General features: G+C 57.3%; 13 protein-coding genes. 11 read left to right on the forward strand and 2 right to left on the reverse strand.

Going from position 1 to position 12,930, the window contains the following annotated elements; genetic code table 11:
- The first annotated feature begins 23 nt into the window (after positions 1–23).
- From GNF76_RS00855 to recX, 10 genes are all read left to right on the forward strand, one after another.
- Complete coding sequence (locus tag GNF76_RS00855; RefSeq protein WP_155581298.1) at positions 24–3,872, forward strand: TipJ family phage tail tip protein; 3,849 nt, start codon at positions 24–26, stop codon at positions 3,870–3,872.
- Positions 3,873–4,199: 327 nt separating this feature from the next.
- Complete coding sequence (locus tag GNF76_RS00860) at positions 4,200–4,910, forward strand: hypothetical protein (RefSeq protein ID WP_155581299.1); 711 nt, start codon at positions 4,200–4,202, stop codon at positions 4,908–4,910.
- A 121-nt stretch (positions 4,911–5,031) separates the two neighbouring features.
- Positions 5,032–6,051, forward strand: coding sequence for a hypothetical protein (locus GNF76_RS00865; protein ID WP_178123117.1), 1,020 nt, complete (start codon positions 5,032–5,034; stop codon positions 6,049–6,051).
- Complete coding sequence (locus tag GNF76_RS00870; protein WP_155581301.1) at positions 6,051–6,374, forward strand: hypothetical protein; 324 nt, start codon at positions 6,051–6,053, stop codon at positions 6,372–6,374. The genes GNF76_RS00865 and GNF76_RS00870 overlap by 1 nt, the downstream gene beginning before the upstream one ends.
- The gene (locus tag GNF76_RS00875) at positions 6,367–6,576 is read left to right on the forward strand and encodes a hypothetical protein (protein ID WP_155581302.1); all 210 of its coding nucleotides are present in this window, start codon (positions 6,367–6,369) and stop codon (positions 6,574–6,576) included. The genes GNF76_RS00870 and GNF76_RS00875 overlap by 8 nt, the downstream gene beginning before the upstream one ends.
- A gap of 58 nt (positions 6,577–6,634) precedes the next feature.
- Entirely contained in the window at positions 6,635–7,060 is a 426-nt protein-coding gene (locus GNF76_RS00880) for a structural protein (protein ID WP_155581303.1), read from the forward strand.
- 65 nt (positions 7,061–7,125) lie between these two features.
- Positions 7,126–7,575 (forward strand): lysis system i-spanin subunit Rz, encoded by a 450-nt coding sequence (locus tag GNF76_RS00885; protein WP_246211843.1) that lies wholly within the window; start codon positions 7,126–7,128, stop codon positions 7,573–7,575.
- A gap of 81 nt (positions 7,576–7,656) precedes the next feature.
- Positions 7,657–8,157: a CinA family protein gene (locus GNF76_RS00890; protein WP_178123118.1), complete on the forward strand. Its 501-nt coding sequence runs from the start codon at positions 7,657–7,659 to the stop codon at positions 8,155–8,157.
- 83 nt (positions 8,158–8,240) lie between these two features.
- A complete protein-coding gene (gene recA, locus GNF76_RS00895; protein WP_155581305.1) occupies positions 8,241–9,293 on the forward strand; it encodes a recombinase RecA in 1,053 nt (350 codons plus the stop codon).
- A gap of 8 nt (positions 9,294–9,301) precedes the next feature.
- Entirely contained in the window at positions 9,302–9,769 is a 468-nt protein-coding gene (gene recX, locus GNF76_RS00900; protein ID WP_155581306.1) for a recombination regulator RecX, read from the forward strand.
- 92 nt (positions 9,770–9,861) lie between these two features.
- On the opposite strand, the gene GNF76_RS00905 is transcribed toward recX, so the two are convergent.
- Both GNF76_RS00905 and GNF76_RS00910 read right to left on the reverse strand, forming a co-directional pair.
- A complete protein-coding gene (locus GNF76_RS00905; protein ID WP_155581307.1) occupies positions 9,862–10,971 on the reverse strand; it encodes an LOG family protein in 1,110 nt (369 codons plus the stop codon).
- Between the two features lie 414 nt (positions 10,972–11,385).
- Positions 11,386–11,826 carry a PA3611 family quorum-sensing-regulated virulence factor gene (locus tag GNF76_RS00910; RefSeq protein WP_155581308.1) on the reverse strand — a complete coding sequence of 147 codons (441 nt, stop codon included), beginning with the start codon at positions 11,824–11,826 and terminating at the stop codon, positions 11,386–11,388.
- Positions 11,827–12,036: 210 nt separating this feature from the next.
- On the opposite strand from GNF76_RS00910, the gene GNF76_RS00915 reads away from it, so the two are divergent.
- A complete protein-coding gene (locus tag GNF76_RS00915) occupies positions 12,037–12,747 on the forward strand; it encodes a tRNA-uridine aminocarboxypropyltransferase (RefSeq protein WP_155581309.1) in 711 nt (236 codons plus the stop codon).
- Positions 12,748–12,930 lie beyond the last annotated feature (183 nt).

Here is a 12,930-nt window from a genome sequence, read left to right on the forward strand (position 1 = left end):
TTTATTTCGCCTGAAGGAAAGCCATGACTGACCTCACTCTCACTGGCAGTAAAGGTGGCGAGTCCAAGCCACGCCCCTCCGTGGAGGCGCCAGACAGCCTGCAAAGCACGGCCTACGCCCGGATTCTCGATCTCGTCAGTGAAGGCGAGATTGTCGGTTTGAAAAACGATAAGCGCTCGGTGTTTCTCGACGAGACGCCCCTGGCCAATGAAGATGGCAGTCTCAACTTCAGTGGCGTGACCCTAGACACCCGCAACGGCACTCAGGACCAGACCTACATCCCAGGCTTCCCGGCGGTAGAAAATGAAAGTTCGGTATCGATCGAGCTGCGCAGCGACCAGCCCTGGACCAAGGCCTACTCCAACCTGCAACTGTCAGCCGTACGGATTCGCCTGGCCGTGACGCGCCTGTCGCAGACCAACACCAGCAATGGCGACACCAACGGCTACACCGTCAAATACGCGATTGACCTGTCCACCGATGGCGGCGCGTTCGTCGAGGTGCTGGCCGCTGCCTTCAGCGGTAAAACCACCACCAAGTACGAGCGTTCCCACCGGGTCGACCTGCCGCCGGCAAAAAGTGGCTGGACCGTGCGCGTGCGTCGGATCACGCCCAATTCCACCAGCGGCACGATTGCCGATACCACAACGGTGGAGTCGTCCACCGACATCATCGACGCCAAACTGCGCTATCCCGGCTCGGCCATCATCGGCCTGCAATTCGACGCCTCGCAGTTCCAGTCGATCCCCTCGCGCTCCTTCGAACTGCGTGGCCGGATCATCAAGGTACCGAGCAACTACGACCCGCAAACCCGCACCTACAGCGGCGTGTGGGACGGTACCTTCAAATCCGCCTGGACCGACAACCCGGCCTGGATCTACTACGACTTGCTGTTGCACCAACGCTACGGCCTGGGTCATTTGCTCAACGCTGGGCAAGTGGACAAATGGGAGCTGTACCGCATCGGCCAGTACTGCGACCAACCGGTGTCCGACGGCAAGGGCGGCACCGAGCCGCGCTTCACCTGCAACCTGTACCTGTCGGTGCGTGCCGATGCATTGAAGGTACTGCAAGACCTGGCGACTACTTTCCGTGGCATGTCCTATTGGGGCGCCGGATCGGTAATGGCCGTGGCGGACATGCCGGAAGACCCGGTCTACACCTACTCCAACGCTAACGTCATTGGCGGCCAGTTCGTCTACGGCGGCTCCGCGAAAAAGACCCGCTACACCGTGGCCCTGGTCAGTTGGAACGACCCCACCGACTTCTACCGCCAGAAGGTGCAATACGTCGACGACGCCGAAGGCATTGCCCGCTACGGCATCCAGCAAACCGAAATCAGCGCCACCGGCTGCACCTCCCAGGCCCAGGCCCAGCGGATCGGCAAATGGGCGCTGCTGACCAACCGCCTGGAAACCGAGAGCGTCACCTTCTCCGTTGGTTTGGACGGCACCCTGGCGCGTCCAGGACAAATCATCCGCGTCGCCGACAACGACCGCGCCGGTCGCCGTATCGGCGGTCGCCTGCGTGCCGCTACGCTCGACACCCTCACCCTGGACGCCGAAGTCAAAGCCAGCGCGGGCGACACCCTCACCCTGGTGATGCCCAACGGCAAGGCCGTTTCCCGCGTGATCAAATCGGCCAGCGTCAGTGCCGAGGAGGCAGGCGAGCAGCATGTGGTGCTGGAAACCAAACTGGATGAACTGCCACCGGCCCAGTCCATCTGGGCGATTGACTCAGCAACCCTGGCGCTGCAGCAGTTTCGCGTGTTGTCGATTTCCGAGGACTTCTCCGATAACGAAATCAAATACAGCCTGAGCGCCGTCAAACACGTCCCGAGCAAATTTGCGGCCATCGACAACGGTGCGCGGATTGATAGCCCACCGATCACCGTCATCCCACCGAGCGTGCAAGCCGCGCCGGCCGGCGTCACGGTCAGCAATGACCATTTCGTCGAGCAGGGCAGTGCGGTCAATGTCATGACCATCGACTGGCAGCGTGCGGCCAATGCAATTGCGTACGAAGCCTACTGGCGCAAGAACGACGGCGAGTGGATCTACGCCGGTCGTACGGGGGGCAATTCGATTGAAGTGTCCGGGATCTATGCCGGGCGTTATGTGGCCAAGGTTCGGGCGATCAATGCGCTGGATATTGGCTCGCTGTACAGCGAGTCTGTGGAGACTGTGCTTAACGGCAAGACCACACTGCCGCCGACAGTGGCGGCGCTGACGACTGAGTCGTTGGTGTTTGCGATCAAGGTGAAGTGGCAGATTCCCCAGGGGGTTGGTACGGCGGATTTGCAGCGGACAGAGATCTGGTATGGCAAGAATTCCGACCTGGTGTCGGCGATCAAGCTTGGGGATTACGCGTATCCACAGACCGATTTGACCATGATGGGGTTGGGGGCGGGGACGTCGTTGTTCTTCTGGGCACGGTTGGTGGATCGCACCGGGAATATTGGGCCGTGGTTTCCGACGGGGTCTGGTGTGCTGGGGCAAAGCAGCTCGGATGCTTCGCCGATTCTCGATCTGATTGCGGGGCAGATTGCTGAGACTGAGCTGGGTAAGCACCTGCGAGATCGGATTGAGCTGATTGATGGTGTGGGCGCGGGCTCGGTCAATGAGCGGTTGGATAAAACGCGCAAGGAGTTGGAAGGGCTGGTTGATCAACTGACGGATGCGTTGCTGTATGACTCGGCCAAGGCGTATGCCAGTGGGGAGTTTGTGCGGCTGGGGCAGCATCTCTACCAGGCGGTTGCTTCGGTACCGGCGGGTAATGCACCACCGAATACGACGTATTGGTTGGATATTGGCACCCTTGTTCAGACGACGGCGGCGCTGGCTACGCAGATGCAGCAGAACTCGGCGGCGATTGCTCAGCAGGGTAATGACATTAACGCTCAGGCCCAGCAGTTGAGTGCTGTGAGGGCCACGGTTAATGATCCTGTCACGGGTGTGAGCGCTACGGCTAATGGGCTAAACACCTTGAAGGCTACGGTGACCACACTGGATGGCAAGGTCACTACTACGGCGGAGCGGGTTGATGGCATTTACTTGCAGGTTAATCCGCCTATGCAGGGTGATGAATCGGGGTGGCAAGGCTCCGAGCAGAGTAACGTCGGCGTCTGGTCGATTCAGTCCGCGATTATCGAAGGTGACCTAATCCAGGGGCGGCGTACGGAAGCGGTGGAGGTAAAAAATGCAGCGAACACCGCTGCTGTTCAGTCTGAACAGACTGCACGTATCAATGCCGATGGAGCACTTGGTAGCAGGATAGATACCGTTACGGCGCAGGCTGACGCCAACAAAGCAACTGTTCAGAGTGAGATCACCGCACGGACCAATGGAGACCAGGCCCTCGGCCAGCGCATCGATACGGTCCAAACCACTGTGGGCGGTCATACGTTGGCTATTCAGACCAATGCAACGGCCATTCAAACGGTAGGCGGCAAGATCGCGGCCAATTGGTCCGTGCGTATGCAGTACGACACCGGGAATGGAGTCTACAAGTACGCCGGTATTGGCCTGGGCTTGGAGAACGGCTCGGGCGGTCTACAAAGCCAGTTCATAATCGATGCTGACCGTTTCGCTATTGGGCAGGCGAATAAGATTCCATTTGCAGTGCAGGACGGGCAGACGTTTATCCAAGCGGCCTTTATCCAGGACGGCACGATCACGAACGCCAAAATCGGAAGTTTCATCAGTTCGACGAACTATGTCGCGGGACAGTCGGGTTGGCGGCTGGACAAAAACGGAACGTTTGAGATCAACGGGCCCGCATCTGGCGGAGGAAAGCTGACCATAACCAATCAACTGATCCAGGTATTCGACGCAGGAGGAAACCTTCGGGTAAGGATGGGTATTTGGGGATAATAAGGGAGGGCCGAAAGGCCCTTTTCGGTGAATGAAATGACAGTGCAAGGGCTACAGGTTTTAGCGGCTGACGGGTCGATTGAGGTTGATCTGGGGCAGCGCATGGGTGTTTTTATCGGATCAACCGATACCGGAGGGGCTGATGGATTTCACAACAACGCCCTTCTCTCACAAGGAAAGCCTTTTCACAGCATTGTGCTAATGCAGGAAGGGAGCACGCTCACGACGTATATGGGACCAAAAGTCACGTTTAGCGGTAGCGTCATGTCGTGGGTTTATCCATATCCGACAAAGCCTAACTACAGGATTTTCTACGGAATACGATAAATGCGATCAGGAATAGAGATACGGAATCCCGACTCTACAATTCAGATTAGTGATGAGTACAGCAACTTGCGCGTAGCAAGTAAACAGGTATTCAAACAAGGGGTTGTTGGTAACGGCATATACACCACCACAGTTGATGCACCCATCGCTTATCCGTTCATGGCTATCTACTGCGCAAACGCAAATGTTGGACTTATGTACACGCAAGTAGTGAGTGCCTCAACCATTAGGTATACGTTATTTGTAATTGCGGATATTAGTCAGTCAACGGTTATTGAATACTATTTCTTCGATAAGACGGTCGCGGGAGGAGCTCTAGGGATACAGGTATGGGATGCTCTAGGAAATATGTCCTACAACTCAAGCAATATTTACGCAGATATCGTGGATAACATCACATCGCCAAATCCTATAGCCCTTGTAGGTAATCACTTTTACAAGCCAGGGAAGCAGTACGCAGTTATTTACGGCGCCCAAGTCGGGGAGAGAGAGATAACCTGGGGTGAGGCGGGAGGAAACCTTGTCACAAGGGCGGAGTTCCATTTCGGTCTAGGATCAAAGTCTATATCTGGCGGAGTTAACATGGCATGGGAGACTTACTTTGACTTTTCTCAAACCATCCCAGGGAGTGTTCGACCTAACGAGACGTACAAGATGGAAGCAACACAAGTTCTGGTTGTTGATATTACGAGAGCCAGGGCTCACCTGTAAAAAATGAGAACCAACTCACAACTCGGGAGTTACTATGGCACGACAAGAAATCAACTTGGGCACTCCGCCGACAGGCGTGGGCGGCGACAGTCCGAGAAGCACGGGCGTTAAGATCAACGCTATGACGGCAGAGTTGTACGATGGCCGCATTACCACCACCACCCTGTTAAACGGCGGCCTTGCCAACGATTCGCCACAGAAAGGTTCCACCGGAAATGCTAACAGCCAACCGGCGGGCACCAATTGGTCTTACAATGGCCTAGATAGCGATTCCGTGGCGAACAACTGGCCAAGCCTGGGGTCTCCAGGTAGCGCAGTATGGTGGAACATCAGCACGTACGGGCTCGCCGGGAACCGAGGCACTCAGGTAGCAACGCAGGTCTATAACGGCCAGTTCCAGGGTGCCATGTATACGCGGGCAAAGCATGATGGCTCGTGGTCACCGTGGAACAAGATTATCAGGGCTGGCGACTATGGCCTTGGGCCGGCAAATAACGCCGCAGTTGGCGACGGGTACTTGTACACAGGGAATATTGACAATCTGAAAAGTGCTGACCCGCTTGTCGCCGGTAGAGCTGGAACATCATTTTTCCGGCTAAACGGATCAACTACTGGGATGTTTTCTCCGACCGGTAATGGATTTAACGGGGCCATTCTACAAGTCCAGGTGTGGGACTCCAACACTGTCGTTCAGACCCTGCAACACATTGAGCATACTTATACGCGCAACCTAAACAACGGATCATATAACGACTGGGTGCGCGTCTTCACCAACAGGAACGCGACGGGCGGGGTAGTTGGCGGGATCAGTAGCGGCCTGATGGATATGCAGAACATAGGGGCGTGGCGAGTCGCTCGCTTCTTAAATGGATCTGTAACAATGGCAATAAACATAGACGTGGCAGGCCCGATAAGCGGCAACACAGCTGGCAGGGTTGATTTTACCCTGCCAGTAGCAACTCCGGATTGGGGGAAAACCACCCTTACTGTTGACTTGGCCCCGACGGCTACGCAAGATCATTACGGGATTATAACAAAATGCATGGAGTCAGCTACGACCGGATACTTTCTTATTCGCAACGGGGCCACAACTCAATCATTTTACGCTGTAAGAGTAACGGCTGCGGGGTACTGGAAATAATGAAAATCACACTCTATCAAGTTCTCTCTGACGAAAAGATCGAAGCATCCGTATCGGGCGACACGATCACCGTCAACGGGGAGGCTATCGATCTATCGGCCATCCCTGACGGATACAAGTTACCAGCCAGCGCTGCGAATAATCCATGGTTCGTCAATGGCGACTATATCCAACGAGTCAATGGTGTGTTCGAGTTCTCGTTAAGGTTCCCAGTCAAGTGGGACAGTCCAGACGAAGTGCGCGCCCCTGGCACACCCATCATCCTTGACGTAAAGAGCGGCAAGGTTCGATTCCCAAACGTAGAGCCATTGACGAATGATTAACCTCGACAAGCTGGAGCCGATCCAGAAACCGTATGACCAATGGCACCAAGAAGCGTATGACCAGTGCATTCAGTACCTGAGCTCCACCGACTGGCAGGTGATCGCCAAGTACGAGCGCAAGCGTCCGATCCCTGACGAGGTCCAGGCAAAACGAAAAGCCGCTCTCGACGTTGTGACTGCTGAGCCAGTAACGGAGACCTGATCGCAACCCACCCACCGATACCCGCCCTGAGCGGGTTTTTTATTGCCTGGAGAACGCAATGCCGGTCACAGAACCCCGCGGGGTACGTAACCGAAACCCCGGAAATATCGACTACAACCCAGCCAATCAATGGCAAGGCCAGCTCAAACCTGACCCTGCCATCGAGAAACGGTTTGCCCGATTCAACACGCCCGAGAATGGTATCCGCGCCATGGGCAAGTTGCTGTTGACCTACCAGCGCAAGCATGGGCTCAGAACGGTGCAGGCGATCATCGGCCGGTGGGCACCCGATGTTGAGAACGATACGGCGGCATACGTTCATGCCGTCGAGGTGGGCAGCGGTACCCGGCCCGGCGCAGAGATTGACCTGACCAGGCCCGCGGTGATGCGCGGGATCGTCAAGGCAATCATCCACCATGAGAATGGAGGGTATGCCTACCCCGACGCGGTGCTGGCCGAAGGTGTGCGCAGGGCGTTGCTTTGACTCGGGTGCAGAAGCTGGTCGGTCTCTTGATGCTAATGGTGCTGGCCATGGCAGGCGCTGCAGCGATGGCGTGGCAGCTCCAAGCCTGGCGTTATGGAGTGCAACTCGAACGCCAGTCAGCCTCCCAAACTGACGCACTCAAGCAGCAACTCCAGACGGCGCTGCACCAGCAGCAACTCGAACAAACCAAACGCCTGGTCCTGGAGCAACAGCTCAGCGCCAGCGACCAACAACATGCTCAAGAGTTAAGCGATGCCCAACGTGATCAAGCTCGCCTGCGGGACCGTCTTGCCACTGCTGATCTGCGGTTGTCAGTCTTCCTCGATACTACCGATCCGGCCAATGGCTGCTCAATGCCTGCCACCCCCTCCGCCAGCGGCGTGGTTCATGGAGCCTCGCGAGCCCGACTTGACCCGGCGCATGCTCAACGAATTATCGGCATCACCGATGCCGGCGATAACGGACTGATCGCGCTGCGGGCCTGTCAGGCTTATATACGTGCCCTCATTCATTAGCATCCTGCCCCCGTCTGCATCTTGCATGACCGATGGGCTCCTGTAGGGTAGGCAAACGCCCGCCCACTCCTGGAGACGACCGTGAAGGAAATTACCCAACTCGCCGCTGAACTTGGCCGCCGCTTGCAGGTGCTCAATGCCCATGTCACCACCGCCGAGTCGTGTACCGGTGGCGGGATCGCCGAGGCGATCACGCGTATCCCCGGGAGTTCGGCCTGGTTCGAGGCGGGGTATGTCACGTATTCCAACCGGCAGAAGACTCGGCAGTTGAATGTGCCGGAAGTGTTGTTTCCCAAAGTCGGTGCTGTCAGTCGGGAGGTGGTCGAGGCCATGGTGAAGGGTGCCCAGGAGAAAAGCCTGGCACGGTTTGCCGTGGCGGTCAGCGGTGTGGCCGGCCCTGATGGGGGCTCACCGGACAAGCCGGTGGGCACGGTGTGGCTGGCCTGGGGGGTGGGCGACGAGGTTACGGCTGAGCGCCAGCATTTCCCCGGTAATCGCGACGAGGTCCGCCGACAAACGGTAAAGGCCGCGTTAGAGGGGCTATTGCGACGAGCTGCACTCGAAATAGAAAAACAGGGGTAGTCGATCCCGGATCTTTGTGGAACAATACTGTCTACTTATACAGGTGTTGGCCGTCAGGCCTTATTGATTACGTGAGGACTTTAATGGACGACAACAAGAAGAAAGCCTTGGCTGCGGCCCTGGGTCAGATCGAACGTCAATTCGGCAAGGGTGCCGTAATGCGTATGGGCGATCACGACCGTCAGGCGATCCCGGCTATTTCCACGGGCTCTCTGGGTCTGGACATCGCGCTCGGCATTGGCGGCCTGCCAAAAGGCCGTATCGTTGAAATCTACGGTCCAGAATCTTCCGGTAAAACCACCCTGACCCTGTCGGTGATTGCCCAGGCACAAAAGATGGGTGCCACCTGCGCGTTCGTCGATGCCGAGCACGCCCTGGATCCTGAATACGCCGGCAAGCTGGGCGTCAATGTCGACGATCTGCTGGTATCGCAGCCGGACACCGGCGAGCAGGCGCTGGAAATCACCGACATGCTGGTGCGCTCCAACGCCATTGATGTGATTGTTATCGACTCCGTGGCGGCCCTGGTACCCAAGGCTGAAATCGAAGGCGAAATGGGTGACATGCACGTTGGCCTGCAAGCCCGTCTGATGTCCCAGGCCCTGCGTAAAATCACCGGTAACATCAAGAACGCCAACTGTCTGGTGATCTTCATCAACCAGATTCGGATGAAGATCGGCGTGATGTTCGGCAGCCCGGAAACCACCACCGGTGGTAACGCGCTGAAGTTCTATGCTTCGGTCCGTCTGGACATCCGCCGTACTGGCGCGGTGAAGGAAGGTGACGAGGTTGTGGGTAGCGAAACCCGCGTTAAAGTCGTGAAGAACAAGGTAGCTCCGCCGTTCCGTCAGGCCGAGTTCCAGATTCTCTACGGCAAGGGTATCTACCTGAACGGCGAGATGATCGACCTGGGCGTGCTGCACGGTTTCGTTGAGAAGTCCGGTGCCTGGTATGCCTACAACGGTAGCAAGATCGGTCAGGGCAAGGCCAACTCGGCCAAGTTCCTGCAGGACAATCCTGATGTGGCTGCAGCCCTTGAGAAGCAGATCCGCGACAAGTTGCTGACTCCGACAGCCGACGTCAAATCGACTGCAACCCGAGAAACCGCTGACGATATGGCCGACGCTGACATCTGAGCCAAACGATGACAGTTGTACTGGATACACTCGTCGCCGTACGGCGCACTGCAATGGACCTGCTCGCTCGACGCGAGCACGGTCGAGTCGAGTTGACGCGTAAATTGCGTCAGCGCGGCGCTCCTCCCGAAATGATCGAAACAGCCCTCGACCGTCTGACGGAGGATGGGCTGCTTTCGGAAGCCCGTTATCTCGAAAGCTTTGTGTCCTACCGGGCTCGCTCCGGCTATGGTCCGGCGCGGATCCGCGAGGAGCTGAGCCAGCGTGGCCTGCAACGTGCTGATATCGAGCTCGCGTTACGTGAGTGCGGCATCAGTTGGCAAGCGCAGTTGGAAGACACTTGGCGTCGCAAGTTTTCCGGGCATCTGCCCATCGATGCTCGGGAGCGTGCGAAACAAGGTCGCTTCCTGAGTTACCGCGGTTTCTCGATGGAAATGATCAGCCGCTTGTTAAGCGGTCGGGACATGGATGATTGAGTGCCCTGAAACTCCACGTTCGTTCTGTCTGCATACACCGGCAACATACAAAAAGGCCCGCTATGAAAATAGCGGGCCTTTTTGCGTTTGGCTTATGCCGGCTCTGTCACCCGTTGCTGCGCTTTCCCCTGAGCTTGCGCCCAGTTCTCCGGCAAGTTGATGTAATCCACCAACTCCCGCAGTCGGCCTTGATCCCGGCCATTAAAGTTAAACACCAGCCGGGTCAGATGGCTGAAGCGTGGTTCGTCGTATGCCTCACCTTCATAAGCATGTTGGTGAAAGTCCTCACTGAGCCTCAGGTCGGCAAACGCTTCCTGTAGATGTGCCAGTGCACGATCACTCAATGGGTGATTCATACGGATCACAAATTGGCGCTTCAACCAGCGGGTGGAGTGGAAGTTGGCGTAGAACTGGTTGATTTCCTCTACCGCTTCCTCGGCGCTGTGCACCATGCGCACCAGCTTGAGGTCGGTGGGCAAGATGTAGCGGTTGGCTTCCAGCTGGCTACGCACAAAATCCAGCGCCCCTTGCCAGAAACCACCCCCCGGTACATCCAGCAGCACCACTGGAACCAACGGACTCTTGCCTGTCTGGATCAGGGTCAGGACTTCCAGTGCTTCATCCAGGGTGCCGAAACCACCTGGGCATAGCACCAAGGCATCGGCTTCCTTGACGAAGAACAGCTTGCGGGTAAAGAAGAAGTGGAAGGACAGCAGGTTCTCGGTGCCATCAATGGTCGGGTTGGCATGCTGTTCAAAGGGCAGGGTGATGTTGAACCCCAGGCTGTGCTCCAGGCCTGCACCTTCGTGAGCCGCCGCCATGATGCCGCCGCCCCCACCGGTAATGACCATCATGTCCGAGCGTGCCAGGACGGCCCCGACTTCCCGGGCCAATGCATACAGCGGGCTTTCCACGGGGGTACGCGCCGAGCCGAAGACAGTGACCTTGCGCCGACCCTTGAATTGCTCCAGGACACGGAAGGCATTGTCCAGTTCGCGGATAGCTTGCAGGGTGATCTTGGCGTTCCAGCGACTACGGTCGTCCTGCGCCATGCGCAACACGGTGAAGATCATGTCGCGATAAAGAGGAATATTCGGGCTGTTAGGGGCAATCAGGTTGAGTTGTGCGTCGACCTGCTGCGTGAGGTCGGTCCCGTTTTCCTGGAAGTGACGGATCAGGAGGTCATTCGGTTCGTAAGGCATTCAACTTCTCCTTCTTCACAGAACCCAGGGTGCCGGCGAGAGATTCGTCGGGGGCCACGACACTGCATGTGTCGCTGTCGGCCTCGGCGTGTGGCCGGGCTTTACACGGGGTTCGCCAGGCCTCTGATAATCGAGGTGGGCGAAACAGGCTCTGTATGTTCCTTGTGATTAAAAACCTTTGCACTGCAAGCCAAGCGAGGCAATCCTCTTTTGCCCTGAAAATGTTACAAAACAACATAAAAGCTGCAGGTTGCCAGCTTTCGGGATGATTTGATCATGAGCCTATAAAGTCTTGGCTGGCAACAGCTTATTGATCACTCATCACGCAGTTTAGTCCCTGGTATGAGCACAGCGGGGGGCATTGCAGAGGGGGTATTACACGCCGCTGATCAGCGGCGTGTGAAAGAGCATTGCTTACTTTTTCTTCTTGGCTGCAGCCGGTGCCGGACAATCAGCTTCCTGGAACTTGACCGAGGCCACAGGGCGATTGGTCTTGTTCTCGGTAATCTCGTAGCGCATCACCGCACCCTTGGCCATCAGTTCGCGATAACCCTTGTTCAGGCAGACGCTCTGACCCAGTTGGAAATACACGGCCTTCGGGTTGGCGCGCATTTGTTCGGCACGATCGGTCTGGACGCTGAGATGATCAATCAGTTGCGAACCTTCCACGGTGTAGGCCACTTCCAGGGTTTTTTCATCCAATTCCCTTGGCAGGTCTTTGTTGCTTTCCGCCGCAACGCTTTGCAGCTTCTTGTTCAGTTGAAGTTCCAGCAAGGAAGCCGCTTGGGCGCCCACGGGCAAAACCAACGCGAGGGCGATGGAGGGGGCGACATAACGCAGCATGAAACGCAGCATGGAAATCTCCTGATTCGGTTACTGGTGCATAGACCCGCCACGGTGCTGTGCGTTCAATGGCGCGCGATTATAGGTGACCCTTGGCCAGTACGGCCAGCGGATTGCGGGAAGTGCAGGTGAGGGCGGCGGGCTCTGGTAAACTGCGGCGACTTTATACCTTCCCCGAGTTCTATCCGTGTTGATCTTCACTGCTTTGCGGCGGCGCACCCGATGAGCCACGCCGTCTCCCGTTTGCGCACCCAGCGCCTGGCCCGGGCCATCAGGCCTTTTGTCGCCCGCGGTTCTCGCGCCGAACGCTGCCCCGCCTGCCGTGTGATCCCCGAGTATTGCCTGTGTGCCTGGCGGCCGAAGGTCCAGGCCAAATCGGCCATGTGCCTGTTGATGCATGACGTGGAACCCATGAAACCCAGCAATACCGGCTGGCTGATTGCCGATGTGATCGGCGACACGACGGCGTTCCCTTGGTCACGAACCGAGGTGGAGCCCGAACTGCTGGCGCTGTTGGCAGACCCGCAGTGGCAGCCTTATATCGTGTTTCCCGGTGAGTTCGTGGCGCCTGAGCGGGTGGTCAACGAGGTCAAGCTGGCCCCTGGCAAGCGTCCGCTGTTCATCCTGCTGGACGGAACCTGGAGCGAGGCACGCAAGATGTTTCGCAAGAGCCCGTACCTGGAGCACTTGCCAGTACTGAGCCTGGAGCCTGAGCAGCTGTCGCGCTACAAGCTACGGCGCTCCAAGCGCGATGACCACTTCTGCACCGCCGAAGTCGCGGCCCTGTGCCTGGAGTTGGCGGGGGATCAGCCGGCCAGTGAGGTGCTGGATGCTTACCTGGATGTTTTCAGCACCCATTATCTGGCTGCCAAGTTTCAGCTGGCGCTGGACCCGACAGACATCATCCACACTCGCCTGACACCTTATCTATAGGCATCGTGGCCAGAGGACCTTGGCATGATGGCACCGCAGCCGTCGTGCCCGGTAAAATGCCCACGGGCGTAGCGCTTGACCACCCAGGCTGCGCTGGGCATGCTTGGCGCCGATCAGGGCGCCGCCGTAAATTTTCAAGCGTCGCGAGTGGTACTTTTGACGTTGAACGTGCCCTGTGGTGCC

The sequence above is a fragment of the Pseudomonas spelaei genome (genome assembly GCF_009724245.1).
In the GTDB taxonomy this organism is placed as follows: domain Bacteria; phylum Pseudomonadota; class Gammaproteobacteria; order Pseudomonadales; family Pseudomonadaceae; genus Aquipseudomonas; species Aquipseudomonas spelaei.